Consider the following 24346-nt stretch of genomic DNA (forward strand, 5'->3'; position numbering starts at 1 on the left):
TCCGTCTGTTTACATGCTTGCCAAAGCTGCCCCCTTTTGATTGACTTTGAGATTACCCTAAACTCCACACTGCGGGTGATTCGCACCACCCGGCTTTCTACTTCAGCACATGAGTCAAAACCGCTACGAAGTCCTGGGAAAAATTGCCGATGGCGGCCTGGGAAGTGTCTTCAAAGCGTACGACCGGAATCTGCGGCGGGAAGTGGCGCTAAAACGGGTGCGCGCGGAGTCGGCTGAAGAGGCCGACCGGCAGGCAGAGCAGCTCTTTGAAGAGGCGAGAACGCTCTCCACCCTACAGCATCCGCACATCGTCACCATCTTCGATGTCGGCAAGGATGAAGAAGGTGCCTACATCGTGATGGAATTGCTCAAGGGAGAGACCCTTGAGGACATCATTGAGCGGGGAGCCCTGAACGAAGGGGACTTCCGACAGCTCGTGAGTCAGTCGTTGGAAGGGATGATCGCCGCCCATGCCACAGGGCTGATCCACCTCGACATCAAACCGCAGAACTTCATGGTGATCTGGCTGCCCAGCGGCAAGTTCCAGATCAAGATTCTCGACTTCGGCCTTTCCAAGATCGCGCACCAGCCCATGGTACAGGAGACCGATGCGGAAGGAGCCATCTTGGGCAGCATCTTCTTCATGGCACCGGAGCAGTTCGAGCGCTCCCCGGTGGATGTGCGCACGGACCTGTATTCATTGGGATGCGTCTATTATTTCTCCCTCACGCAGCAGTACCCTTTTCAGGGCGAGACCGCACCGGAGGTGATGGCGAGCCACCTGTACCACAGCTTCATCCCACTGGCTCAGCTGCGCCCTGATCTGCCAGTGGATCTCTGCCGCTGGGTGGAGTGGCTCATGAGCCGCTCCCCTGAGCGGCGGCCCGCCTCGATGGACAATGCCTTTGAGTGGTTCCAGGCAGGCCAGGCCCCGTTGACCCCAGAGGAAGAGGATGCCATTGCCCGTCGCCCTCCTCCGCCAGACATCCTCACCGCTCCGCCCGCCGTACCCAACTTCAGCGGCACAGCCAGTCAGGCTCTGCGCCGGAGCGCGCCCAGATTCACCCGTCCAGGCAGCGTCACTCAGGCCCTCGGCTCCAAGCCAGTGCCCAAGCCCCTGGCCAAGCCCGTCAACATTGCCGCCGCGGCGGCCCCCAGGCACCTCCAGCACAGGAAGGCACTGCCGAAGTGGTTCACAGCTGGAGTACCTGCCACCCTCGCCATCGGAGCGGTCCTTTACTTCGGCACGCAGTACGCACTCCGGGTAGTGGGAGAGAACCGCTTCGAGGCGCTGGCTCACATGAGCAAACCCACCGGATCGGCCAAGGACGTAAACCTGCTGCTGGGCTTCCTGGAAGACCCCCGCAACAGCGACGCCGCTGCCGAAGTGCTGAGCAAGTTCGAGGAAAAGGAAATCACCAACAAGCTCATCCGCCAGCACATCTCCCGCACCAGAGAGCCTTGGGCGAGGAAGAACATCGCCGTGCTGGCCGGCACTCGGGGCATTGCCGATGCGGTCGAGCCCCTCCTGCGGCACCTGGCTCGCGCCACCGAGCGGGAGGTGCGGATCGCCACCTGGAATGCCCTGGGCCGCGTGGCCACACCAGCGGAAGTTCCCTTCATGCTGGAGGAAGTCTCTGGCTCAGATGCCGACGAACTCCGGGCGGCTGAAGGCGCGCTGGTGAACGCTGCACGCAAGGAGCCTGAAGCCGAGCGCCGCAGCCTGCCTGTCCTGCAAAGCTATCGCGCCAACTCGGGTACTGATGATGTCCAGGCGATGCTGCTACGCACGCTTGGCCGCCTCGGCGGTTCCAACGCCCTGGATGACATGAGGAAGGCACTGGAGGATGGCAACGCCAAGCTCCGCACTGCCTCTGCACTCGCCCTCGGAGAGTGGCCCAATGCTGAGCCCGTAGCCGCTTTGGAAGCCTTCATCGCACGTGAGAAAGACTCGCTCGTGCGGACCAATGCGGTGAACAGCCTGGGCATTCTGGCTCCCCTGTCCGGCAACATTCCCCAGGAGGAAATCGCCGTGGTGCTTGCCAAAGCATTCGACGCCACCCGTGATGGTCGTGAGCAAGGTGCCATCCTGGGGGCCATCGCCCGGGTGGCGGATCCTGCTGCGGTTAATTTTTTCCGCGATCTTGGCAATCGCGAACCCCGCCGCAAACTAGTGGCAGACAGTGCCATCCGCACGGTCAATCAGGCCCTTGACCGTATGATTCCGGTGACGGCAGAATCGACCACCCTGGAGTCCGCCAAGGCGGAGCTTCCGCCCGGGCCACTCACCGTGGCAGACGGCGCGATCGTCAACTGGATCAACACTGGGGATCAGGTCAACTGGCTCGTGAAAATCGAGCAGCCCGGTGAGTACGAACTGCAAATCAACCAGTTTTTCGACAAGGCCAGCCCGGGACGTTACCGTGCCACTTTGGGCAAAGAATCCTTCCTGAAGACCGTGGACAAGACCTCCAGCACGGAGTTTAAGACCGTAACTGTAGGGAAGGCCCGTTTTGAGAAGCCCGGCCTCTACCGCATCTGGATCCGCCCGCAATACATCGCGGATGGGGAATACCTCATGAAGCTCAAAGATGCCACCTTGACCCGGGTGGGAAGCTGATCCGGGAGTCGGCACCTTCTCCCTCTGCCATGCCAACCTCCTCCCCTCCCTTTCCCGTCTGGCTGGTGGCGTTGATTCCGCTGGCATTCTTCATCATCTTCCCGCTCTTCTGGTGTTTCGTCGTCTGGCTCATCAGCCAGTTCAGCGGTTGGTCCCGACTGGCCTCCACCTATGCCGCCAAGTCCCCGCCCGAAGGGAAGATGTGGTCGGGCCAGTTCGGCATGGTGGGTGTGGCCAGCTACAAGGGTGTGTTAACCATCCATGCTGGACCCGCTGGTTTCTACATCGAGACCCCCTGGCTCTTCCGCACCGGGCACCCGCGGCTGTTCATTCCCTGGGCGGACATCCATGACCTCCAGTTCAGCCGCCTCTTCTGGGGCCGCGAGATGGCAGGCTTCGCCATCGGTTCCCCCAAGCTCGGCTCCATGCGTCTGCCTGCGGAGATCATTCGCGAAGCGCCGCTGCCGGGATAGGGTTGAGGAGCGCTCACCAGACTCCACGATTTCCAGTCGTTGCCATTCAAGATTGGCCAAAGCAATTCCATGCTTCAGACAATGCGCACCAAGTGGCTCCTGGCTGGCCTAGGCTTTGGCTTAACTGCTTCTTCCCTCCGTCGCATATGCCCCCCTCAGGAACCATTCCCACCCTTGGAAAAAACTAACGAAATCGGACAAACGTTGCACCGGCGTGGGCCCATGCTTGATCAGATGCTGCACGCCGGGATGATCATGGACGGGCTGCGGCACCACCTCATGGATCTCCGGAAGCGCCTCCGTGTAGCGGTCGTCTATATGTTTCATGGACAAATCCAGCGGATTCACCTGATCCACGGATAGACTGCTAATCGGCAACAGTTGCTCAATCGCATCCATGATGCCCCTCAACGGATTCTCCCCCATGGGTTCCCCATAGATACGGTGCAAAGAGTCTGAAAAGGCCTTAAGGCGGGCTTGCGACAAGTAACCTGAGGCCATGCACAAAAGTACCATCTGATGCATTGAGTTAGCAACCGGGAAATAGGTAGATTAGTTCATATTGCTTGGTTCGGCGCAGCAGCTCGTAGCTGCGCTCGTGAGAGTGCGGAAGGATCGCGTGGCCCTGTGATGTCATCAGCACGCCACCATCTCACAAGCGGCCTGACCACGTTCTTACGAACGCAGCCACGACTGACTTCCTGCCCGCGCAGCCGCAGCTCGCCCCCCACTCCATCACTCCATCACTCCATCGACCGCCACCATCCGGTAACCAATCCCCGGCTCATTGCGGATCTGCACGCCTGCCGCGTCTCCCAGCTTCTTGCGCAGATGGGCCACATACACGCGCAGGTACTGGGCCTGTTCGGTGGCGTTGGGGCCCCACACGTCTTTCAGGATCTGCTTCTGCGTGATCACTCTGCCCAGATTGCGGGCCAGCAGCTTGAGCAGGTTGTACTCGATCGGCGTAAGCTTGAGCTCGGCACCGGCCAGCTTCACCTCCCGTGCGGCGAGATCGAGGAATAACTTCCCCAGTTCCAGCGACGGCTCCTCCGGCGTTTTGCGACGTCTTTGAATGGCCCCCAGACGGGCCGCCAGTTCCGCGGTTGAGAAAGGCTTCGTGACATAATCGTCCGCGCCGTTCTCCAGCGCCGCCACCTTGATGGCCTCCTGATCACGAACAGACAGAACAAGCACCGGGGTCTCAGTCCATTCGCGGAGCCGCTTGAGCACCTCCAGTCCATCCATGTCCGGCAGCCCGAGATCGAGCAGGATGACATCGGGGTGACGGAACGCCGCCTCAGAGAGGCCGAGAGAGCCGGTCCCGGCCTCAAAGACTTCATAGCCTTTGCTCTCCAGCGCCAGACGCAGCAAGCGCCGCAGTTGCACCTCGTCATCCACCACGAGGGCACGACTTTGACCAGGTATCGGGGAAGCACTCATGGCAGTGAGGGGGTGGTCAGCGTCTCTACAGGCAGTGTGATGACAAACTCTGCCCCTCCGTCGGGCCGGTTCGAGGCTTTTACGTCTCCATCCAGCGAGCGCAGCAAGGCGCGCGAGATGGAAAGCCCCAGTCCCGTGCCTCCGGTGGGGCTGCCGGGTCCGCGGTAAAACTTCTGAAACACCTGCTCCTCCCCGTTCTGCGGCAGACCAGGGCCACGATCCGCGATGCGAACCGCAAGGATGCCGCCATGCTGCAGCGCTGCATGAATCTCCACGGGGCTCCCGTCCGGCGTGTACACTGCCGCATTGTGAAGAATGTTCGCGAGGGCCTGGGCGAAGAGATTGGGGTCGAGTTTCACAGCAGGCAGGTCTGCAGGAATGTCCATCGCAAGTGGATGCTTGTCGAGCACCTCCCCCACGGAGTGGCGGGCCTGCTCAATCAGATCTCCCAGCAGGCACCACTCCCGCACGGGCTGGACCGCCGCGGACTCGATGCGAGTCATCTGCAACAGATGATTCACGACCCGCTGCAACCGCGCCGAGGCAGTGTGAATCTCCTCCACGTACGGGTTCTTCACATCTGACAGCCCCTCCAGTGCCGCATGAATGACGGCAAGGGGCGTCTTCAATTCGTGAGACACGCTGTCCAGCAAGGTGCGCTGCAGACGCTCGGACTGCTCCATCAACTCGGCATGCCGCACGGCGAAAATGAAGTGCTCCTTCTCCAGGACCAAGGCCAGTTGCAGTGCAAAAGCCTCAATGGACTGGCGGGTCGTGAAATCCATCAGGGCCTTTTCCGACAAACGCACTCCAAAGACCCCCATCTGGGAAGTCGCCGTCTGCAAGGGGAACCAGGCGGCCTCAGACTCGGGCAGCGTGTCCGTGAAGCGACCGGCAGGCTGCTTGTTTTGATAGCTCCAATTGATCACCCCCCACTCTTTGGCGCTTGGCTTGAGGGTGCTGGCCTCATGGACCGCGTGCGGCAGTGATCGGTCCATATTTCGCACCACCACGGCTGTGTCGGCACGCAGGAATTCATTGATAGCGCGCAGCGCCTCCTCAAGACCACGATCTGGCTCTGCCGTAAGGGCGGCGCTCTGGGTGACTCGCAAGAGGGCGGCAGTCTGCCGCTGCCTCCGGCGTTCTGCCTGCTCGCGCTGCCGCAGTCGCGTGGTCAGGTGGCCCATGCTGAAGGCCACAATGAAGAACATCACGAACATGACGATGTCATGCGGCTGGTTGATGTGGAGCGTGAAACGGGGCGGAATGAAGAAATAGTCCCAGGTGAAAGCACTCAGCGCGGCCATGGTCAGCACCGGCCCCCTGCCGAGGCGGACGGCGGCAACGATCACCGCCAGCAGGAAGACAAGACCTGCAAAAACATAACCTGTATAAGGAAGGAGCAGCCAGCCAAGCAGCGCCACGGCGAACGTGAGCCCCAGCGCCCAGACATACTCGGCAACCAGACCGGCAGGAAGCTCAACGGGCTGTAGTTTGTCCGACCTGGCTGAACCACCAGCCAGTTCCGGCCGCACCATGCAGACGTCGATGTCACCACTTTCCTGAACCAGCCGGTCAGACAATGATCGGTGCCTCCAGGCTCTGTTGCCTGGTTTTCCGACCACGATCTGGCTCACATTGCGGTCTCGGGCGATCTGCAACAGGGAAGCTGCCACATCCTCCCCCGTGACACTCACCACCTCCGCCCCCAGTTTGCGGGCTAGCGCCAGTGATCGGGACAGACGCTCTTCATCAGCCGGCACCAGTCTTTTGGAGCCCTCCACCCACGCCACGATCCATGGGCAGGAAAGCCGGTTGGCCGCCCGGCGCGTCCAGCGGATGAGGCTCTCCGAGTACGGGCTGGGCCCCACTCCCACCAGCAACCGGGCATTCGTCTTCCAGGCCGTGCTCACCCGCTTCGCCCGGCGGATGTCCTCCAGGTCGCGATCCACGTGCTCGGCGGTGAAACGCAGCGCCATTTCCCGCAGGGCCGTGAGGTTGCCTTCCTTGAAGAAGTTCGACACCGCCCACTCCGCACGGTCTCCAAGATACACCTTGCCTGCCGCCATGCGGTCGAGCAGTTTTTCCACGCTCAAATCCACCAGCTCGATCTCGTGTGCATGATCAAGGATCGAGTCCGGCACGGTCTCTTGAATGGTGATGCCCGTGATCTGACGGACGATGTCCACCTGGCTTTCGATGTGCTGGACATTCACCGTGGTGTAAACATCCAGCCCCGCTCCAATGAGCTCTATCACGTCCTGATACCGCTTGAAGTGGCGGGAACCAGGGGCATTGGTGTGCGCCAGTTCGTCCACCAAAACGAGTTCGGGGCGCTGCTGGAGCACTGCATCCAGGTCAAACTCCTCCAGGATGTGCCCGCGATGCTCGAGCTTCCTGCGGGGCAGAACCTCCAGATCCTTGAGCAGCGCGGCTGTCTCCGACCTCCCGTGGGTTTCCACGACCCCCACCATCACCTTCACCCCTTCTTTCTGGCGCTGGCGTGCTGCCTGCAGCATCGCGTACGTCTTGCCCACGCCCGGGCACATGCCCAGGAAAATGAAGAGGCGTCCCAGACGGGACTCCTTTTCGGCACGCTGCAGCTCTGCCAAAAGGGCATCAGGATCTGGCCGGTGGGGTTCAGTCATCAGAATGCGGGCGGATCAGTTGGTTGACGTCAGACCGGGCTTGAGGCGCTTGTTTTTAACACGGGTCTGCGGAAAGGGCTGCTTGTCTTTTTGATAATAGCAGATTTCCACGAGAGTCGGCCAGAGCTCAAGCGAGGCGTGGATCTGGCTGATGACATCATCCACAATACGACTCACGTTCTGCTGGAAGAAGTCCGGCTCAAAACCATAGAACACCTTTGCGAGATTCTCTGCGAAGAGGTTGAGGGTGTGCTTGCGCTCGGGGTCCGCGGCTGATTCCGCAGAAGTCAGCACCCGGGAATAGACCGCCATGACCTTGCTCAAAATCTCCTGCGTGTCCTCCAGGGTCACCTCCCCGTTGTAGCGGAACTTGATGCCCAGGTCGTCGCGGTGGTACACGCTGTCCTTGATCTTCTTCTTCAGCAGGCTGCAGAGCTCTTCGTTGAAGACCTCCATGGCCAGCGGATTGCGCATGTAGTTGTTCTTCGTGTGGCGCTGCACCGCATCCACATGGGCAGCCGCCACTCCGGGCTGCTGGATCCAGAGACGGTAGATGTAGTCCTCGAACCTGAGGCGGGTGGGGAAAAAGGGAGGCAGCCCCAGCCGGTTGTCATAGCCGGAGACACCGCAGTCGATGCGCCAGTTCTTCTTGGTCACCACCGGCCGGAAGTTCACCAGGACGTACACGTCGTTCAGGGCATTGATGTCCGACTGTTCTTCGTCGGCAAGAAACATCTCCACATAGTCGAGCGCATCAATGTCGTTTGTCCCCGTGCGGTAGGTCTGGGCAATCTTCACCACCGACTCCCTCGGCAGGCGGCCGGGTTGGAGCATCAGGGAGTTTTCGCGGGAGAAAGTGCTGGTAGTGTTGGTCTCCAGATCCATCGAGGTATCCACCAGCATCTCCCCCCGTTCGTAGTTCGCCGGCATCTGTCCCGCCTTCTTGCCCAGAGCATCCTTAAACGCGGCCAGCAGGTCAAAGGACTTGCTGACGTAGCCGTTCTCCGAGGTCCGGCAGAGCTTGCCGCGGCAGACTTCGTTGGCCGCCAGGCTCTCCATACTGTCCTCGATGAGCGCGTCAGGCCGCATGTCGTCATCGGAGCTGATCAGATAGTGACCAAGCGTGTACATCAGCGTGAAATTCCGGTTCCCGCCATAGCTGGGCCGGAAGAGATTCCGCACCAGTGATTCAAGCTTTTTGTCACGCAGCTTGCGGTTCAGGAAACCAATGAACTCCTCCTTCTCCCTCGGCCCCACGTAGAAGAGCTCGTTGGCGGTGCGGGTCTGCTCCAGCAGACTGTAGTATTTCTGGTGGGCAGCCAGACTGGAGTCGTCGAAGACTAACATCCGTGCGGCATGGCCGTTGCGCCAGAAATTGTCGTCGTAGGCTTCGATGGTGGCGGCCACATCCCGTAATCGATAGGTAGGAATGGCAAAATGCGTCTGGGCAGAGTTCATGTCAGTAGGCGATTCAACTTGGATGACGTGTCAGTGAGCATTGCAGTGCAATGGGATGTGCCCATGATGGGGCAATCCCGGGGCACCTCACGATCTGCGTGGGATGCCCCGGGATTGTCCCGACCGCCCTCGGCAGGGCGGCGGGGCGGACGGCCTTCCCTTACGGCAGCTCGTCCAGCGCCAGATTGAGACGCCAGACATTTAACCGGTCAGTGCCAATGGCACGCGAGGGTGGTGGCTCTGTGAGCTTGTCGATGAGTGCCTCCACTCTTTTGATGCCCTCAGCATCCAGGCCGCGCTCTTTGGCAATCCCTTCGACCTGCTGGCGTGCCTGGAAGGAGCTCAGATAGGGGTGGGGCGTTTCCACAGTGGACTCACCAAGCTTGAAGTAACGTGGCCCGGTCAGCTTCCCGGCCAGGAGCTGTTCCGCCACGACTTTCTCATCGGGAATGGAGAGTTTTTGCCCCTCGCGGTGGCTTCGCAAAAAGTGGGCGACGCCCGAGAAAAAGAGAAACAGCACCACCAGCACAACGGCATAGAGGCCGAGGATGCGAATCGGAAAATGGTCATTGACCTGGGACTTCATGGCAGGACAGGGCTGTGGAGCAACCAGGCGGGCCCGGCCTGAACCGGACCCGCACTGACATCCATTTCGCTCGACGTGTGTTATTTCATCGTAGAAGACAGTTTCTCCAGAGCCAGGTTCAAGCGGAGCACATTGACCCCCGCATCTCCCAGCACGCCCAGACCAGGCCCCTCAATGCAGGTCTGAACAAGGCTGCGCACCTGGTCTTCAGACAGTTTTCTCGCCCGGGCCACCCTGGCAGTCTGCAGTTCGGCATTGCGCAGGCTGATGTGAGGATCCAGTCCGCTGCCAGAAGCTGTCACCGCATCGGCAGGCACCGGTTCATCCGCCTTGAGCCCATTGCTTTCACGATAGGAGGCTATGCGATCCTTCACGGCATCCGCCAGCTTTTGTGAGGTGGGGCCGAGGTTGGACCCGCCGGAGCTGGCCGCATCATAGCCATTGGCACCGGCGGCTGAAGGACGCGGTTGAAACCAGGCCTCCCCGGTAAAGTTCTGCCCCAGCAGAGAAGAACCCCGGAGGGTGCCGTCGGCATCTCTGATCAGGCTGCCATTGGCCTTGTCCCGAAAGACGCCTTGGGCAACTGCCCAGACCACCACGGGATAGATGCCACAAAGCACCACCACAAAGACCAGGGTGGAGACCACCGCCCCACGCACATCAAGCAAGAACGATTTCATATGTTTCAATCAAGCGAGGTTAAGAGTCGTGATGATGACGTCGATGGCCTTGATGCCTGCGAAGGGCAGGATGAGGCCACCGAGCCCGTAGATGCAAAGGTTGCGCTGGAGCACCGCCACCGCACCGACCGGGCGGTATTGCACCCCGCGCAAGGCGAGCGGGATGAGGGCAATGATGATGAGCGCATTGAAGATGATGGCGCTCAGGATCGCGCTTTGCGGCGAGGCCAGGCCCATGATGTTGAGCGGGGCAATGGCCGGGAACGTGACCATGAGCATGGCAGGGATGATGGCGAAGTACTTCGCCACATCGTTGGCAATGCTGAAGGTGGTCAGCGAGCCCCGGGTCATGAGGAGTTGTTTCCCAATCTCCACAATCTCGATGAGCTTCGTGGGGTTGCTGTCCAGATCCACCATGTTGCCGGCTTCACGCGCGGCCTGGGTGCCGGTGTTCATGGCCACGCCCACATCCGCCTGGGCCAGGGCCGGGGCATCATTGGTGCCGTCCCCGGTCATGGCCACCAGATGGCCCTGCGCCTGCTCGGAGCGAATGCGCTTGAGCTTGTCCTCCGGTGTGGCCTGGGCCATGAAGTCATCCACGCCCGCTTCCGCGGCAATGGCGGCGGCGGTCATCGGATTGTCCCCGGTGATCATCACAGTGCGGATGCCCATCTTGCGCAGCTGGGCAAAGCGCTCCTTGATCCCCCCTTTCACCACGTCCTTGAGCTCCACCACGCCCAACACCTTCTGACCATCCACCACCACAAGGGGCGTGCGACCCGCGCGAGCGGCGGCTTCCACGCTCTTCTCCACCTCGGCGGGATAGAGACCGCCCTTCTCCTCCACATAGCGCCGGACGGACTCTGCCGCGCCTTTGCGCACGCTCCGCCCGTCAATATCCACCCCGCTCATGCGCGTCTGCGCCGTGAAGGGGATGAAGGTGGCATGGGGCTCCGCCACCTCCCGACCACGGATGTTGAACTTCTCCTTGGCGAGCACCACGATGCTGCGGCCTTCTGGAGTTTCGTCAGCCAGCGAGGCCAGTTGCGCAGCGTCCGCCAGCTCCTGTTCAGTGACCCCGGCCGCGGGACGAAAGTCCGAAGCCATGCGGTTGCCGATGGTGATGGTGCCCGTCTTGTCGAGCAGGAGCACGTCAATATCCCCCGCAGCCTCCACCGCACGACCACTGGTGGCCATGACATTGCGACGGATCAGGCGGTCGATGCCACTGATGCCGATGGCGCTCAGCAGTCCACCGATGGTGGTGGGGATGAGGCACACCAGAAGGGCGATGAGCACCGGGATGGTGAAGTTCGTGCCAGCATAGATGCCGAAGGGTTTCAACGTCACCACCACCAGCAGGAAGATCAACGTGAGGGCCGAGAGCAGGATCGTCAGGGCTATCTCATTGGGCGTCTTCTGGCGCTTGGCACCTTCCACCATCGAGATCATGCGATCCAGGAAGGTGTTGCCCTTTTCCGATGTGATCCGGATGATGATGCGGTCACTGATGACCCGTGTGCCGCCGGTGACAGCGCTGCGATCACCGCCGCTTTCACGAATGACCGGGGCAGACTCGCCAGTGATCGCGGCCTCATCCACGCTGGCAATGCCTTCAATCACCTCGCCATCAGCGGGGATGACATCGCCAGCGTCGCACACCACGACGTCACCCTTTTGCAACTCGGGAGCAGGCACCCGCTCCTCCTTGCCGCTGCGCACGCGGCGGGCGACCGTATCCTTGCGGGCTTTCCGCAGAGAATCAGCCTGGGCCTTGCCGCGGCCTTCGGCCATGGCCTCCGCGAAGTTGGCAAACAGGACAGTGAACCAGAGCCAGATGGCCAGCTGGACGATAAAGAAGCGGTCCACCGGGGCCGTGAAGATGCTCACAGTGGTCAACACCGCACCAACCAGCGTCACGAACATGACGGGGTTTCTGATCATCAGGCGCGGATCGAGTTTCTTGAACGACTCTCCAATCGCCGGACCGGCGATCTTCCAGTCAAAGAGGGAGGGAACTTGGTGGGACATGGTAGCAGGAAACAAATGGTTTAGAAGAGCTGGCCCTTGAGCATCAGGAAGTGCTCGACAATCGGCCCCAGGGCGAGGGCGGGAAGGAAGTTGAGAGCGCCGACGAGCAGCACCGTGCCGATCAGCAAGATGGTGAAGGTCACTCCCGCCACCGGGAAGGTACCCACACTGGGCGGTGCTATTTTCTTCTGCACCAGCGAGCCCGCGAGCGCCATGATCGGGATGATCATGAGAAACCGGCCAATGAGCATCGCCAAGCCCAGCGTCACGTTGTAGTGAGGATCCCCGTTGGCAGGATTTGCCGTGAGGCCGGCAAAAGCGCTGCCGTTGTTGCCCGTGGCGGAGCTGTAGGCATAGAGCATCTCACTGAACCCGTGCGGGCCGGCGTTGTTCAGCCCGGCCAGCCCCCAGTCACTGACGGCTGCCCAGGCGGTGAAGCCAAGAATGGAAAGGCACAGGACCAGCAGGGAGAGCATGGCCATCTTCACATCGTAGGCCTGGATTTTCTTTCCGAGGTACTCAGGCGTGCGACCCACCATCAGTCCAGCGATGAACACCGCGAGCACCACAAAGACGAGCATGCCGTAGAGCCCGGCCCCCACCCCGCCAATGACCACCTCACCCAGCTCCATCATGAACAACGGCACCAGTCCGCCGATGGCGGTGAAGGAGTCGTGCATCGAGTTGACGGCCCCACAAGAGGCCGCCGTGGTGATGGTGGCGAAGAGGGAGGAGTTGAAGATGCCAAAGCGGACCTCCTTGCCCTCCATGTTGCCATCGCCCAGCGCGACGCCGAGCCCCTGGTGGATGGGATTGCCCTGAGCCTCTGCCCACCAGCAGGTGATCACCCCCGCCAGAAAAAGAACCATCATCGCCCCCCAGACCGACCAGCCGTGTGCCTGGTTGTTGGTCATGCGACCGAGATAGTAAGTCAGCCCGCTGCCGATCGCGAAGATAGAGAGCATCTGTAGAAAGTTGGAGAGCGGAGTGGGGTTCTCATAGGGGTGCGCCGCATTGGCGTTCACAAAGCCGCCGCCGTTGGTGCCCAGCATCTTGATCGCCACCTGGGAGGCCATGGGCCCCTGCACAATGGTTTGCGTCGTGATCACCTGCTCCTCCATGACGGGCTTGCCGTCTGCACCCAGGATGGACTCACCCGCCTCGTTCTTCTTCTCCACCAGTACCTTCTGCGGCTCCAGGAGCGTGGCCGTGTCATACGGTTTGAAGTTCTGGATCATGCCCTGGGAGACCAGGAACACCGCAAACACCAGGCTCAAAGGGAGCAGGAGATAGTAGGTGCATCGAACCAGATCGACCCAGAAATTCCCCAACACACCTGCGGAATGACGTGTGATGCCGCGGACCAGGGCAGCCGCGATGGCGATCCCCGTGGCGGCCGAAGTGAAGTTGTGCAGCGTGAGCCCCACCATCTGGGAGAAGTAGGACATTGTCCCCTCGCCACCGTAGCTCTGCCAGTTCGTGTTGGTGGTGAAGCTGATGGCCGTATTGAATGCCAGATGATGGTTCAAGGGACCGAGGCCCTGGGGATTGAAGGGCAACAGGTGTTGCAGACGCAGGATTGCGTAGGTGAGCGCACAACCTGCCAGGCTGAAGAGCAGCATGGCCACAGTGTATTGCTTCCAGTTTTGCTCCCGGGTGCGGTCCACGCCCATGACAGCGTAGGTCAACCGCTCCAGCGGACCCACCACGGGGTCCAGCAGCGTTTTGCCGTTGGCATCCAGCACCTTCGTGAGGTAGATGCCCAGCGGCTTGGTAATGAGGGCCAGCAGCCCGACAAAGAGGGCAAGCTGAAGCCAGTCTGATGTATGCATGAAAAGGTTCAGGTGAATGGGTTTCAGGAAAGTGCTAGAACTTTTCCGGCCGGATCATGGCCGTGAAAAGGTAGATGAAGAGGAGCAGCGCGACGCCGCCCACGAGGATGGTTTCCATGGCAATGCAGGATGAGTCAGGGGTTAGAGCTTCTCGCAGAAGCGGATGTAGAATCCGCTCGCGAGGAAAAAGCCGGTGAAGGCCGCGATGTAGAGGAGGTCAGTCATGGGTGGTTCCGGGGTGAAAGTTTCATTGGAACCACGATCCTCCACCCGCCCCGGCCCTCGAATTAAAAGGGGGCCAGGAGGTGTTAAAAAAGTGTTAAAACGGGGGTGGGTGGACATGGCACACTCCGGCCTTCGACGCCGGCAGCCCCCAGGGGTCAATCAGTCTGGGCACTTCCATCACCTGGCGACGAAGTCGCTGTGGAGCGCCGCTTTGGCTACGCCTTGTGAGATTTGCCTCCCTGCACCCACCAGCGAAGCCCCATCTCCTCCTTTCACGCCACATCGCCATCAGCCCGACACAGGACTCCCTAAAGGCGGCGATTCTCGCCGCACTCCCAAAGATGCTTCGCATCCAGGTGGCGGACATCTGGAGGAGCTTTCACACAAGACCAGCCTGAGAAGCCAGAGGCGTTTTTTATCACCCCTCATCTCACCCCAGGCGCTCGCGCCGCCTAAACCAGCGGAGCGCCTCAACAGCCCGCTTGCGGGCCCCTCAACCAGCGCGCAGCGCGCCTAAACCTCTTCTCAAGCAAACTTCCGCATGCGCGCCCTTACGTCATCCTTCAAACGATCCACAAACCCCAGGGCAAAGTCCTCAGGGTTCAAGGTATCATCCTGAATGAGCGGGGTCAGGTCCATCGCAAACGTCAGCGAGTTTGTCGCGTCCGTCGTGTGGGAGTCAAAGTAGGTCGCATTCGCGCGGCGCAGCCCTTCCTCGGCCAGGTCATAGCGTTTGCCGCCGCTGATCTGGGAGTCAAACACCGCCAGCAGCGCACCAATCAAATGCGGATACTGGTCCACCCAGAGCATCACCTTGTCCTCGCTGAGAAGCCAGTCGAGCTTGCGCCAGACTTCACAACCGTACACGCGCTGCGGGCGCGCCTCTTTGGGCAGGGAGCGCAGGGCCTCCAGGCAACGCAGGAAGGTGGCCACATGCGTGTCGTGACGGTCAGCGGGGTTATGGAGATAAACAAACTGGGGCTGGGTGAGCTTGAGGATGCGCAGCAAGTCATCGGACACATCTTCCCGGCGACCGGACTTTACATCCTCACTGGGATAGCCAAGCTGGACCATCACACTGTATTCTCCCACGAAGGCGGCCTTACGCTGCTCGTGCTTCCGCACTTCCAGCATCTCCTCATCCGTGTAGTGGGCATACGGCCCTTTGCGTGGACTGCCGGAGCCGTTCGTCACCACCACGCCACCGAACCACTTCTCCTCCCGCCTGAAGCACTCGGTGATGCCGTGATAGGCCGCAATTTCCAGGTCATCCTGGTGGCTGACGATGCCAAGGTGGGTCACCCGGGCAAAGGCCTGGGCGGGGTCGGTCTGGTCGGGGACAAACAAGTCGGCTTTAGAGTGGCGAAAGAGCATGGCAGGTGGTTCACGATGAGCGGAAACCGCCTTGGAGCAAGGCGATTGGTGGCATTCCGCAGAAGGAATGTCCGCAACCGGCCCGTTGGGAGCAAAAATCTCCAACAATCGAGCCAGGCGGACCAAGGTTCCCGGAGCGGCTGGCACGCTTTAGGCATGCAACGGTTATGTCACGCGATTCTCCATGAAAATGGAGGGATCGTGGTTTTTATGCTTGCCGTTGCCACTCAAAGTCGTGTTTACTTTGACGAACTTAATTAATTCGGATGCACGCTTCATCCGCACGACCCCAACCGCCCGAGGACGCCTGCGCGTTTCTTACGGGCGGTTTTCTTTTCCCCCCATGGTCAGGCTGACCGCACCGGTCCGCCGCCCCTGAACCTCAACCACCCCAAACAACGCCCTATATGCTCCACGAAGCCGCTCCTTCCCCCGAACTGATGCTGAGTCTCGAAGAGGAAATCACCAACGGGAGGGAACACGGCAACGGGGGCGGCGTCCAGTACGCGGGAGGCGGAACAGGGACGCGAAGGAAACGAGGAGTCAACGGGCGCAACGGCTCCGCCCAGAGCACCCGGGTGAAGTCCTTTGTGCTGGACACCAACGTGCTGCTGCATGATCCGGCCTGCCTGCAAAGGTTCGAGGACAATGAAGTGTGCATCCCCGTGGATGTGCTGGGTGAGCTGGACCGGTTCAAGAATGAACCGAGCGATCGAGGAGCCAACGCCCGCGAGGTGCACCGCGCGCTCTCCCGCGCCTTTTCACAGCCCGGCGCGGATGTCATGCAGGGCGTGAACACCGCCGGTGGCGGCCGGGTGCGCCTGGTGGTCTTTGATCTCAAGGAGGCGCTTCAATCCAAGCCGGTGCAGCGCTTCGAGCGTGTGTTTCATGACATGGAAAAGCCGGATCACCGCATCCTCGCATGCGCCCTCTGGCTCGGTCACCTCTCCGATCATCCGGTGATCCTCGTGAGCAAGGACCTGAACATGCAGCTGAAGGCACGCGCGGTGGGCATGCCGTGCGAGGACTATCTGCATGACAAGGTGGAGGCGCGGGAAGTCTCCCAAACCGAGCTCGTCACCGTGCAGGTCACCTCCCACGAATTGCAGCGCTTCGCCAGCAGCAGCATCCTGGAGCTGGAGCCACGCCGCTACCCTGCCCTGGCCGTCAATGAATACGTCCTGCTCTCCGCCGGGGAGAAGAACACCATGCCCGCCCGCTTCAGTGCCACGGGTTCATTCATCAAATTGCATGTGCCGGAATCGCTTAAGATCCTGCAGGGCCGCACCATCAAGCCCATGAACCTGGGTCAGGCCTGCCTGCTGGATGCGCTCATGAATCCGGAGATCTCCCTCGTCACGTGCTTCGGACAAGCAGGCACGGGCAAAACACTGCTGGCCTGCGCCGCAGGCCTCTCCCAGGTGATGGGCAACACCTACTCCGGCATCACCGTGAGCCGGCCCATCGTGGCCATGGGTCAGGGCATCGGCTTCCTGCCTGGCTCCCTGCATGAGAAAATGCGCCCCTGGCTCCAGCCAGTGTACGACGCGCTGGACCTGCTGACCCGCCCGGCCGCCAATCCCAGCTTCAGCAAGAAGAAGACTTCCCGCCACGGCAACCCCAACCCACCCACGCAGGGCATGACGCCCGGCAGCGCCGCCGCCCCCTACGATCCGCTGGTGCAGTCCGGTGTGATCGAAATCGAGGCGCTCTGCTACATCCGCGGTCGCAGCATCCCAGACCGCTTCTTCATCCTGGATGAAGCGCAGCAGCTCACTCCGCTGGAAGCCAAGACGGTGGTCACACGCATGTCCCGCGGCAGCAAGCTGGTGCTCATCGGCGATCCCGCCCAGATCGACAATCCCTATGTGGACAGCCGCAGCAACGGCCTGGTGTACACCCGCCAGCGCATGCGTGGCCAGTCCTTTGCCGCCCACGTCCCGTTGGGCAAAGGCGAGCGCAGCCCGCTTGCCGAAGCCGGGGCCCGCCTGCTCTAGTCCCTTCACTCCCGCTCTCAGACTCTGATGCCGGCCCGGGTTCATCGCCCGGGCCGGCATTGTTTTTGGAACCGCAGGTCACGCAAATTCCTCGAACCCCAGATCACGGGTTGTCCACCCGTCCCATCACCAGGATCAATCCACTGGGCTGGTGACGGATGAAGAAAAGGAACGGGTGGTTGGCGATGAACATGACCGGGGGCTTGGGTGCTTCCGCATTGGGTGCACCGGAGGAGAAGGGCCCTGCAGCCATCGCCACTGCCGAGGCTGCCTCAGCCCCCGTCTCGTTGACGTCCACCGTGGTTTCCTTATAGAGTGCACTCAGACGCAGGGGTACGGTGCGGCTCATTGGCCCCAGTTCCGCGTCTCCGGGCGCGATCACCCTGCCTGCGCCCAACGCTTTGAGAAGCATCGTGAAATCACCCCCTAGAGAGAAAGAGAAACGGGGCAGATGCACCGTCACCCGGGCAGAGTCGAGCTTGCCGATCGCCTCTTCCAACCCCGCCTGCGTGAGCGCCTTCTCCACTGCTGGCAGTCCATCCTGCGCATCAGGCAACAAGATGAGCATGCAGAAATCCTGCGACCGGGCCCCCATGGGTAGTTCGAGGAGACCATAGCCCCCCGCCTTCATGCTGGCGTGGCGCAGATCTCCCGTTTTGCGCATCATTTTGACCTGTTTGTCTGTTCGGGCAGAAGGCACCCAAAACGGCCGCTGCACGGTCTTCTCAGCCGGGAACCTTTCTGACCACGCCCCTTTGAAAAAGAGGGTGCTCACCAACGTCAGGACGTTGTCCGCGCCCAAGCCTCCAGGAGGCACCAGGTTCGTAATGCGCCCCCGGGTGCCGCGGCTGATCAGTTCATTGACCCCTTCCACAGCGTTGGCGGGATCATCGCTCTTCAGCACCATGGGCGTCACGCCGTAAGTGTCCTGTGCCAGATCCAAAAAAGAGTCTTCCAGTCGCACCCTGTTGCGAACCAGCAAATTCAGAGACGAGTCAATCGTGACCGCACCTTCCCCAGCCGACCTACCCAAGGCGGTGCCGAGCTCCTTGATGGCCGCTGACCGTGTGGCAAAGTCCGCCTTCCATCCCAGCAGCTGGGCCAATTCCTCCCGGGTCTTCCCCTCCGCGCCCTCCAATACCAGAGATAGCACCCGATGCAGGGCATACGGGCACATCACATAATTCTCTGGCATCGTCTGCAGGGCCGGTGCCAGCTTGAAGGCGAGGACATTGGACGCTTGAGCACCGACCGCTCGATCGGTTTCCGCCCACATCGCTCCCGGCGCTGCGGCAACCAGCAGAGCCAGCGCCCACCATCCAGCCCGCCAGAGTGAACACACTTTCATGAAGCAAAACCATGCCGCCTCCTTCGAAAGAAGAGAAGAAAAAAATCTGCAACTAAGCATCCCCGCCAACGTTCATCCAGCCTCGTGCTCCCTGCCATCCGCTCCGGAGCGCGTGCCAAATCACAATATCAGCAGTCCTCATTCAATTACCGAATATGAAAACGATGCTTACGCTTTTCGCCCTGGCCCTCAGCGCCTCCCTCGCCCTCGCCGCTGATGGTGACAAGCCCAAGCCCCCCGGAGGTGACGGGGCCAAGCGCAACCCTGAAGAAGCCTTCAAGAAGCTCGACGCCAACGGCGACGGCTCCCTGAGCAAGGACGAATTCAAGGCCGCCCCCTTCGCCCAGAAGAATCCTGAGCGCGCTGAAAAAGGCTTCGAAGCCAAGGACAAGGACAAGGATGGCAAGCTCTCCAAGGAAGAGTTCGTCGCCCGCCCTGAGGGCAAGCCCGGTGAACAGGGTAAAAAGCCCGCCAAGCCCGAGGGCGACAAGAAGCCCTGATCCGGCCCCTCGTCCGCTCCCCGTCTGTCATTTTCTTGAAAAATAGGTGCAATGACGGCGGGGGAGCTCCGTTTCAGCAGCAAGCACCTCCAGGTCCCGACCTGCGGCGTGCCACTGAAACCCAAAGCATAACCAAATCAGAGTAACATAGTCATGAAAATCACCGCAGTTCTCTTCGCTCTCCTTGCCACCGCCTCCCTTTCCTTCGCCGCTGACGAAGCCGCCAAGAAGCCCGAAGGTGACAAGCCCAAGGGCCCGACCGAAGCCGCCTTCACCAAGAAAGATGGCAATGGCGATGGCAAACTGACCAAGGAAGAGTTCGCCAAGGGGGCAAAAGACGCCGCCAAGGCCGAGAAGCAGTTCGCCAGCAAAGACAAAGACAAGAGTGGCGACCTCAGCAAGGAAGAATTCCTTGCAGTGGGTGCCAAGAAGGAAGCCAAAGGGGCCAAGTAAGCCCAGCTCTCTTCCCAACGTACGGGACCACCCGATCGTTTTGAATTTGGCCGTCTCCACGCAGGTGGGGGCGGCCTTTTTTGTTTTGCTGGCAGGAAGCCCGGCTCTTCTGTCAAAATGAAGACTCGCTGCACGTTTTTTTACCCATGCCCCCTCCTCCAGTCAAACCGCTCGATCCGGCCGAACTGCCCGCCCTGGCCCAGGCCACCCTACGCACGGCCAAATTTCCCATGCTCTCCAGCATGGACGGCGACCAGCCCAGGGTGCGTCCTGTCTCTCCCGTGAAAACGGAAGGGTTCACCGTGTACGTGGCCAATTTGCGAAGCTACCACAAAACCGGAGAAATCGCCCACAACCCGAAGGTCGAACTCTGCTACCTGGACCCTGACCACAATCAGGTCCGCATCACCGGAGTGGCTGAGGTGGTGACGGACGCTGCCGTGCTGAATGACATCTGGGCTGGGAACGCCCTGTTGCGAGCCTACCTGGGCACGCCGGACAATCCGGAGCTCATCATCTACCGCATCCAGCCTCAACGGGTGCAATACATGCGGGAATGGGCGCTGCACTATCATGAGGTGCCTCTCGCGTAGAGGTCCTGTCTCTCCCGCCCATGCTCCGTCGCACCTTTCTCGCCACGCTCTCTGCTGCCGCCGCGCCGGTCTGTGCGCAGGAAACGACTCCTGCAGCGGGAGCGAAACCCACGCTGCACCTCGCCCGGGCGGGCCACTGGCTGGTCATCAAGGGCAGCCACCTGCCCAAGGGCGAGATCCGTATCAACTACTTGGAAGCCTACTGCCGCGCCGGCTCCGCTGCGGCAGACTGGGTCACACACACGACCGTGGGACACACAACGGAGCTCGTCTCCGCCCCGCCTGACGGCAAGAGCCTGCACCTCCGCTGTCAGGTGAAAGACGGTTTGGTGGTGGACCATAAAATCCAGGCCGGGGACGATGAAATCACCTTCAACCTCAGGGCCCACAATCCCACCAGCCACCTCAACGAGGCCCACTGGGCCCAGCCGTGCATCCGCCTGGGGGACTTCGCCGGGGGCGAGACCGCCGATCCCAAGGAGACGAACATCAAGCTCGACCGTAGTTTCATCTTCCTCAAAGACCGGCTCACCCGGCTGCCCACCAATCCCTGGGCCACCCAGGCACGCTACATGCCTGGACAAGTCTGGTGCCCCAGGGAGGTGCCGCGCACGGATGTGAATCCCCGTCCTCTGAGCACCCTCATCCCCAGCCACGGCCTCATCGGCTGTTTCAGCCAGGATGACCAATGGATCTTCGCCGTCGCCTTCAGCCCCTATCAGGAGCTGTTCCAGGGTGTGGCCCGATGCCTGCACAGCGACTTCCGCATCGGCGAAGTAAAGCCGGGCGAAACCAAGGCGATTCGAGGAAAAATCTATATCGTTCCCAATGCGAGGGATGAGGGCGCATCGCTTTTGCAGAGGTATCAGAAGGATTTTGGCAGCAGTGGCGGAAGCAACGATTAAGTTTAACCACAGAGGCACAGAAAACACAGAGACTGGAACTGCGGTTTAGACAGAATTAACAAAATTAGAAATCAACACCATCTCGGCCAAATAGTAGCTGAACCCTAATTCCGTAAATTCTGTTAATTCTGTCTAAACCTCAGTTGCATTCCCTCTGTCCCTCTGTGGTTAAAAATTTCACCGACCCGCCAGCAGGTCCCAAAACAGCTTTGCCGTAAGTACCGCCACCACGGTCATAAACACGGGCCTGATGAACTGCGCGCCTTTCTTCACCACCAGACCAGATCCCAAGCGTGCCCCCAACAGTTGTCCGGCGATCATCGCCCCGCCCGCCCCAAAGTGCACCGCGTCGTGCGCGAGGAAGATACCCAGAGCCCCCACGTTGCTGGCCAGATTGGCCGTCTTCGTATAACCCGTGGCAGTCCTGAGATCGAGCCCGAGCAAAGTCACCACCGCCACCGTCCAGAAAGAACCAGCACCGGGGCCAAAAAAGCCGTCGTAGAAGCCCAGAGCCGTGCCAGCCACCAAGGCGAACACCACCGGGGGCACGCGTTCCCGTCCCGCCGTCAGGCCAAACCGCCGGTTGAGCATGGTGTACGCCGCCACCGCCGCCAGAAGCCACGGAATGAGTTGTTTTAACGAACTTGTGTCGAGCGCGCTCACCGCCCAGGCTCCCGCCATGGAGGCGCAGAGCGCTGCCGCCACCGCCAGCCAGAGCCAGCGCGTCCCCAAAAGACCGGCGCGGGCATACCGGACCACTGCGATGAGCGTGCCAAAGGAGGACTGCAGTTTGTTGGTGCCCAAGGCCACCTGGGGCGGGAGCCCCACCGTCAGCAACGCGGGCACCGTGATGAGGCCGCCGCCTCCCGCAATGGAGTCGATGAAACCACCTGTAAAACCGGCCAGAAAGAGCAGAAGCCAGACGTAAATCGGCATGACCGGCAACTTCTGCGGCTAGAGCCTGGGGGCGGCGGGTTTGGCGGGTGCCCGCTGGCCGCTGACCACTCCTTGGGAGCGGTCTAGACCAGCCAAAAGGTAGATGGACACCTCCCGTTCCGAGCCCGGCAAGATGGTGTGACTCGTGAACTTGACTTTCAGCATCATCCCTTTGGATACCCCCAATTGAGGTGGGGCATCAGGGCTGGGCTTGTAATCGTCCGCCCCCTGCGCGAGAGGCAGGGTAGAGGTCAGCAAGACAGCAATGAAAAGCGGAAGGCGCATGCGGCAGCATGGCGCATCCAAGCTTTCCCTCCAACAAATTGAGCGGGCCTGTGTCCAATTCTCCAGCAACAAAGCAACCCGAGGTGCCCCTTATCAGATCATGCCAAAATTCTTCAGCACGGTGGTGTTCCTGTTTGGCGGCCTCATGATGGTGGTGGTCGCCGTGAGCATGGTCCAACGGTACATCCCCTGGGGCGATCAGCCTGGGGATACAGCCGCCCTAATCCCGCCTTCAGACCTTCCCCCGCTGGATCTGGGTACGCAGGAGGAGTTTCATCAAACGCTGGACCGTCTCTACACAGAAGGTGGCATGCCGATGGTGCAGAGCTGGGTGGAAAGTCAACTCGTGCCCGGACGCACCCTTTTGATCACGGACGCCACGCCTCCCCGCATGAGTCTGATTGATCGCGAAGTGAGAGCCTGCGACCGGAGCGGCAACGTCCTGATGAGCCAACCAGCCTCGGTGCCACGGAGAGACGCGGACCTGAGACTAGGGCCGCAGGCTGTGACGGTCAGCTGGAACCGGCGGGAACTCCCCACCCCCTACGCACTTACCACTTGGAGCCTCCCTGTTCGGGAAGCCCCCTGAGATCCATCTTCAGGAAAGGTGCCGTCTCAACCACGGCGCGGAACTTGCTGCACATATTCCAGCACAGGGCACGTTCCAGTTCATCCCCTGCGCAGTTTCAACCGTATATCTGCACGATGAAATCCACCCTTTTGCTGTTGCTCACCCTGACCTCCCTCTCCGCTTTTGGAGCGGACCCCAAGCCCTACAAGCTCAACACCTGCCCGGTCTCGGGTGAGGGCCTCGGCACCATGGGCAAGCCCTACTCGTTTGTGAAAGACGGCCAGGAAGTGAAGCTCTGCTGCAAGGGCTGTCTGAAAAACTTCGAGAAGGACTCGGCCAAATACCTCAAAGAGATTGCGGAAAAGAGCCCAAAATAGGCCCCGCTGCCCGTACTCGCAGAATGCCCTGCGCATAAAAGAGAAAGATTGAGGCAGCCGGGCTGGCACGTTTAGAATGGCCCGGAACTTTTTCTCTTTCTCACTGCATGCCCTCACGTCGCTCCGCTCTCCGCTGGATGGCTGCCGGTTCCGGCCTGGCCGCCCTCACCCCCAAGTCCTCATCTGCCGCCCCTGCCTCGCCGCTCAAACACGGCAAGATCAAACAAAGTATCGTACACTGGTGCTTTGAGCGAGGATCCAAGTGGAAGGTGGAGGACACAATCAAGGCCGCCAAGGAACTGGGCTGCGTGAGCGTGGAAGGCCTCGCCCCCCAGCATTGGGACTTGCTCAAGGCCAACGACCTGAAGTGCGCCTACGTCGGTGCCCATGGTTTTGTCAAAGGCATGAACCAGCCCGCCTTCTGGGACGCCAACCTCAAGGTCATTGAAGAGCGCATCAACCAGTGCGCGGAATATGGCAACCCCAATGTGCTGAGCTTCACGGGATTTGCCGACACCACGGCCCAGGGCGGTGGCGTGGTGAGCCTGGAGCAGGGCAAGAAGAACTGCATTGAGGCATACAAGAAGATCATCGGTCACGCCGAGAAGAAGGGCGTCGTGCTCCTGCTCGAGCACCTCAACACCCGTGACTCCGCGGAGATGAAGGGCCACCCCGGCTATCAGGGCGACAACATCGACTACTGCGCGGAGATCGTGCGCGGCGTGGACTCGCCCAACATGAAGCTCCTCTTCGACATCTATCACGTGCAGATCATGCACGGCGACATCCTCCGCCGGCTGGAGTCTTGCAAAGACATCATCGGCCACATCCACACCGCCGGAAATCCCGGCCGCTGTGAAATCGGTGCCGATCAGGAGATCAACTATCCGCCCGCCATGCGGAAGCTGCTCGAGATCGGCTACACGGGTTATGTAGGCCACGAGTTCATCCCCACCAAGGATCCGATGGTGGGCCTCCGCGAGGCCGTCACCCTGTGCGATGTGGCCTGAC

General features: G+C 60.8%; 24 protein-coding genes. 10 read left to right on the forward strand and 14 right to left on the reverse strand.

Going from position 1 to position 24346, the window contains the following annotated elements; genetic code table 11:
* The first annotated feature begins 109 nt into the window (after positions 1-109).
* A complete protein-coding gene (locus VSP_RS29005) occupies positions 110-2620 on the forward strand; it encodes a protein kinase domain-containing protein (RefSeq protein WP_009965137.1) in 2511 nt (836 codons plus the stop codon).
* 29 nt (positions 2621-2649) lie between these two features.
* Positions 2650-3093 carry a hypothetical protein gene (locus VSP_RS29010; protein ID WP_009965138.1) on the forward strand — a complete coding sequence of 148 codons (444 nt, stop codon included), beginning with the start codon at positions 2650-2652 and terminating at the stop codon, positions 3091-3093.
* A 120-nt stretch (positions 3094-3213) separates the two neighbouring features.
* On the opposite strand, the gene VSP_RS29015 is transcribed toward VSP_RS29010, so the two are convergent.
* From VSP_RS29015 to VSP_RS29065, 11 genes are all read right to left on the reverse strand, one after another.
* Positions 3214-3492: a hypothetical protein gene (locus tag VSP_RS29015; RefSeq protein WP_157211123.1), complete on the reverse strand. Its 279-nt coding sequence runs from the start codon at positions 3490-3492 to the stop codon at positions 3214-3216.
* A 336-nt stretch (positions 3493-3828) separates the two neighbouring features.
* Positions 3829-4536 carry a response regulator gene (locus VSP_RS29020; RefSeq protein WP_009965140.1) on the reverse strand — a complete coding sequence of 236 codons (708 nt, stop codon included), beginning with the start codon at positions 4534-4536 and terminating at the stop codon, positions 3829-3831.
* The gene (locus VSP_RS29025) at positions 4533-7184 is read right to left on the reverse strand and encodes a sensor histidine kinase (protein ID WP_009965141.1); all 2652 of its coding nucleotides are present in this window, start codon (positions 7182-7184) and stop codon (positions 4533-4535) included. The genes VSP_RS29020 and VSP_RS29025 overlap by 4 nt, the downstream gene beginning before the upstream one ends.
* A gap of 15 nt (positions 7185-7199) precedes the next feature.
* The gene (locus tag VSP_RS29030; protein WP_009965142.1) at positions 7200-8642 is read right to left on the reverse strand and encodes a hypothetical protein; all 1443 of its coding nucleotides are present in this window, start codon (positions 8640-8642) and stop codon (positions 7200-7202) included.
* Between the two features lie 160 nt (positions 8643-8802).
* Entirely contained in the window at positions 8803-9228 is a 426-nt protein-coding gene (locus tag VSP_RS29035) for a potassium-transporting ATPase subunit C (protein ID WP_009965143.1), read from the reverse strand.
* Positions 9229-9308: 80 nt separating this feature from the next.
* Positions 9309-9908: a K(+)-transporting ATPase subunit C gene (gene kdpC / locus VSP_RS29040; RefSeq protein ID WP_009965144.1), complete on the reverse strand. Its 600-nt coding sequence runs from the start codon at positions 9906-9908 to the stop codon at positions 9309-9311.
* Positions 9909-9917: 9 nt separating this feature from the next.
* On the reverse strand, positions 9918-11939 hold the full coding sequence (gene kdpB / locus VSP_RS29045; protein ID WP_009965145.1) for a potassium-transporting ATPase subunit KdpB: 2022 nt from the start codon (positions 11937-11939) through the stop codon (positions 9918-9920).
* A gap of 20 nt (positions 11940-11959) precedes the next feature.
* Positions 11960-13771, reverse strand: coding sequence for a potassium-transporting ATPase subunit KdpA (gene kdpA / locus VSP_RS29050; RefSeq protein ID WP_009965147.1), 1812 nt, complete (start codon positions 13769-13771; stop codon positions 11960-11962).
* A 34-nt stretch (positions 13772-13805) separates the two neighbouring features.
* A complete protein-coding gene (gene kdpF / locus VSP_RS44055; protein WP_009965148.1) occupies positions 13806-13889 on the reverse strand; it encodes a K(+)-transporting ATPase subunit F in 84 nt (27 codons plus the stop codon).
* A gap of 23 nt (positions 13890-13912) precedes the next feature.
* The gene (locus VSP_RS42745) at positions 13913-14113 is read right to left on the reverse strand and encodes a hypothetical protein (RefSeq protein ID WP_157211124.1); all 201 of its coding nucleotides are present in this window, start codon (positions 14111-14113) and stop codon (positions 13913-13915) included.
* A 408-nt stretch (positions 14114-14521) separates the two neighbouring features.
* The gene (locus VSP_RS29065; RefSeq protein ID WP_009965151.1) at positions 14522-15370 is read right to left on the reverse strand and encodes a PIG-L deacetylase family protein; all 849 of its coding nucleotides are present in this window, start codon (positions 15368-15370) and stop codon (positions 14522-14524) included.
* Between the two features lie 407 nt (positions 15371-15777).
* Between VSP_RS29065 and VSP_RS29070 the strand changes: the two genes are divergently transcribed.
* A complete protein-coding gene (locus tag VSP_RS29070) occupies positions 15778-17367 on the forward strand; it encodes a PhoH family protein (protein WP_232289521.1) in 1590 nt (529 codons plus the stop codon).
* A gap of 103 nt (positions 17368-17470) precedes the next feature.
* On the opposite strand, the gene VSP_RS29075 is transcribed toward VSP_RS29070, so the two are convergent.
* Positions 17471-18715, reverse strand: coding sequence for a serpin family protein (locus tag VSP_RS29075; RefSeq protein ID WP_009965153.1), 1245 nt, complete (start codon positions 18713-18715; stop codon positions 17471-17473).
* A gap of 155 nt (positions 18716-18870) precedes the next feature.
* Between VSP_RS29075 and VSP_RS29080 the strand changes: the two genes are divergently transcribed.
* The 4 genes from VSP_RS29080 (at position 18871) to VSP_RS29100 (ending at position 21166) form a co-directional block, all read left to right on the forward strand.
* Positions 18871-19215, forward strand: coding sequence for an EF-hand domain-containing protein (locus VSP_RS29080; protein WP_009965154.1), 345 nt, complete (start codon positions 18871-18873; stop codon positions 19213-19215).
* A 153-nt stretch (positions 19216-19368) separates the two neighbouring features.
* Positions 19369-19668, forward strand: coding sequence for an EF-hand domain-containing protein (locus VSP_RS37910; RefSeq protein ID WP_009965156.1), 300 nt, complete (start codon positions 19369-19371; stop codon positions 19666-19668).
* A 146-nt stretch (positions 19669-19814) separates the two neighbouring features.
* Positions 19815-20261 carry a pyridoxamine 5'-phosphate oxidase family protein gene (locus tag VSP_RS29095; protein ID WP_009965158.1) on the forward strand — a complete coding sequence of 149 codons (447 nt, stop codon included), beginning with the start codon at positions 19815-19817 and terminating at the stop codon, positions 20259-20261.
* Positions 20262-20281: 20 nt separating this feature from the next.
* Positions 20282-21166: a hypothetical protein gene (locus tag VSP_RS29100; RefSeq protein WP_009965159.1), complete on the forward strand. Its 885-nt coding sequence runs from the start codon at positions 20282-20284 to the stop codon at positions 21164-21166.
* A gap of 177 nt (positions 21167-21343) precedes the next feature.
* Here VSP_RS29100 and VSP_RS29105 read toward each other — a convergent pair whose 3' ends face one another.
* Both VSP_RS29105 and VSP_RS29110 read right to left on the reverse strand, forming a co-directional pair.
* Entirely contained in the window at positions 21344-22102 is a 759-nt protein-coding gene (locus VSP_RS29105) for a TSUP family transporter (RefSeq protein WP_009965160.1), read from the reverse strand.
* A gap of 18 nt (positions 22103-22120) precedes the next feature.
* Positions 22121-22387, reverse strand: coding sequence for a hypothetical protein (locus VSP_RS29110; protein WP_009965161.1), 267 nt, complete (start codon positions 22385-22387; stop codon positions 22121-22123).
* Positions 22388-22487: 100 nt separating this feature from the next.
* Between VSP_RS29110 and VSP_RS29115 the strand changes: the two genes are divergently transcribed.
* The 3 genes from VSP_RS29115 to VSP_RS29125 all read left to right on the forward strand — a co-directional run bounded on the left by VSP_RS29115 (position 22488) and on the right by VSP_RS29125 (position 24345).
* Positions 22488-22976 (forward strand): hypothetical protein, encoded by a 489-nt coding sequence (locus VSP_RS29115; protein ID WP_156345514.1) that lies wholly within the window; start codon positions 22488-22490, stop codon positions 22974-22976.
* A gap of 116 nt (positions 22977-23092) precedes the next feature.
* Entirely contained in the window at positions 23093-23335 is a 243-nt protein-coding gene (locus VSP_RS37915) for a hypothetical protein (protein WP_009965164.1), read from the forward strand.
* 107 nt (positions 23336-23442) lie between these two features.
* Positions 23443-24345, forward strand: a complete 903-nt coding sequence (locus VSP_RS29125; RefSeq protein WP_009965166.1) for a TIM barrel protein — start codon at positions 23443-23445, stop codon at positions 24343-24345.
* The last annotated feature ends 1 nt before the right edge of the window (position 24346 follow it).

This window comes from Verrucomicrobium spinosum DSM 4136 = JCM 18804 (genome assembly GCF_000172155.1).
GTDB classification, from domain to species: Bacteria; Verrucomicrobiota; Verrucomicrobiia; order Verrucomicrobiales; family Verrucomicrobiaceae; genus Verrucomicrobium; species Verrucomicrobium spinosum.

What these genes read in the sequence shown, in the direction of transcription:
- VSP_RS29125 (WP_009965166.1), top strand. Translation starts at nt 23,443, where the DNA reads ATGCCCTCACGTCGCTCCGCTCTCCGCTGGATGGCTGCCGGTTCCGGC.
- VSP_RS29070 (WP_232289521.1), top strand. Translation starts at nt 15,778, where the DNA reads ATGCTCCACGAAGCCGCTCCTTCCCCCGAACTGATGCTGAGTCTCGAA.
- VSP_RS29075 (WP_009965153.1), bottom strand. Translation starts at nt 18,715, where the DNA reads ATGAAAGTGTGTTCACTCTGGCGGGCTGGATGGTGGGCGCTGGCTCTG.
- kdpB (WP_009965145.1), bottom strand. Translation starts at nt 11,939, where the DNA reads ATGTCCCACCAAGTTCCCTCCCTCTTTGACTGGAAGATCGCCGGTCCG.
- VSP_RS29115 (WP_156345514.1), top strand. Translation starts at nt 22,488, where the DNA reads ATGCCAAAATTCTTCAGCACGGTGGTGTTCCTGTTTGGCGGCCTCATG.
- VSP_RS42745 (WP_157211124.1), bottom strand. Translation starts at nt 14,113, where the DNA reads ATGTCCACCCACCCCCGTTTTAACACTTTTTTAACACCTCCTGGCCCC.
- VSP_RS29035 (WP_009965143.1), bottom strand. Translation starts at nt 9,228, where the DNA reads ATGAAGTCCCAGGTCAATGACCATTTTCCGATTCGCATCCTCGGCCTC.
- VSP_RS29080 (WP_009965154.1), top strand. Translation starts at nt 18,871, where the DNA reads ATGAAAACGATGCTTACGCTTTTCGCCCTGGCCCTCAGCGCCTCCCTC.
- VSP_RS37910 (WP_009965156.1), top strand. Translation starts at nt 19,369, where the DNA reads ATGAAAATCACCGCAGTTCTCTTCGCTCTCCTTGCCACCGCCTCCCTT.
- kdpC (WP_009965144.1), bottom strand. Translation starts at nt 9,908, where the DNA reads ATGAAATCGTTCTTGCTTGATGTGCGTGGGGCGGTGGTCTCCACCCTG.
- kdpA (WP_009965147.1), bottom strand. Translation starts at nt 13,771, where the DNA reads ATGCATACATCAGACTGGCTTCAGCTTGCCCTCTTTGTCGGGCTGCTG.
- VSP_RS29105 (WP_009965160.1), bottom strand. Translation starts at nt 22,102, where the DNA reads ATGCCGATTTACGTCTGGCTTCTGCTCTTTCTGGCCGGTTTTACAGGT.
- VSP_RS29095 (WP_009965158.1), top strand. Translation starts at nt 19,815, where the DNA reads ATGCCCCCTCCTCCAGTCAAACCGCTCGATCCGGCCGAACTGCCCGCC.
- VSP_RS37915 (WP_009965164.1), top strand. Translation starts at nt 23,093, where the DNA reads ATGAAATCCACCCTTTTGCTGTTGCTCACCCTGACCTCCCTCTCCGCT.
- VSP_RS29065 (WP_009965151.1), bottom strand. Translation starts at nt 15,370, where the DNA reads ATGCTCTTTCGCCACTCTAAAGCCGACTTGTTTGTCCCCGACCAGACC.
- VSP_RS29100 (WP_009965159.1), top strand. Translation starts at nt 20,282, where the DNA reads ATGCTCCGTCGCACCTTTCTCGCCACGCTCTCTGCTGCCGCCGCGCCG.
- VSP_RS29005 (WP_009965137.1), top strand. Translation starts at nt 110, where the DNA reads ATGAGTCAAAACCGCTACGAAGTCCTGGGAAAAATTGCCGATGGCGGC.
- kdpF (WP_009965148.1), bottom strand. Translation starts at nt 13,889, where the DNA reads ATGGAAACCATCCTCGTGGGCGGCGTCGCGCTGCTCCTCTTCATCTAC.
- VSP_RS29025 (WP_009965141.1), bottom strand. Translation starts at nt 7,184, where the DNA reads ATGACTGAACCCCACCGGCCAGATCCTGATGCCCTTTTGGCAGAGCTG.
- VSP_RS29030 (WP_009965142.1), bottom strand. Translation starts at nt 8,642, where the DNA reads ATGAACTCTGCCCAGACGCATTTTGCCATTCCTACCTATCGATTACGG.
- VSP_RS29020 (WP_009965140.1), bottom strand. Translation starts at nt 4,536, where the DNA reads ATGAGTGCTTCCCCGATACCTGGTCAAAGTCGTGCCCTCGTGGTGGAT.
- VSP_RS29110 (WP_009965161.1), bottom strand. Translation starts at nt 22,387, where the DNA reads ATGCGCCTTCCGCTTTTCATTGCTGTCTTGCTGACCTCTACCCTGCCT.
- VSP_RS29010 (WP_009965138.1), top strand. Translation starts at nt 2,650, where the DNA reads ATGCCAACCTCCTCCCCTCCCTTTCCCGTCTGGCTGGTGGCGTTGATT.
- VSP_RS29015 (WP_157211123.1), bottom strand. Translation starts at nt 3,492, where the DNA reads ATGGATGCGATTGAGCAACTGTTGCCGATTAGCAGTCTATCCGTGGAT.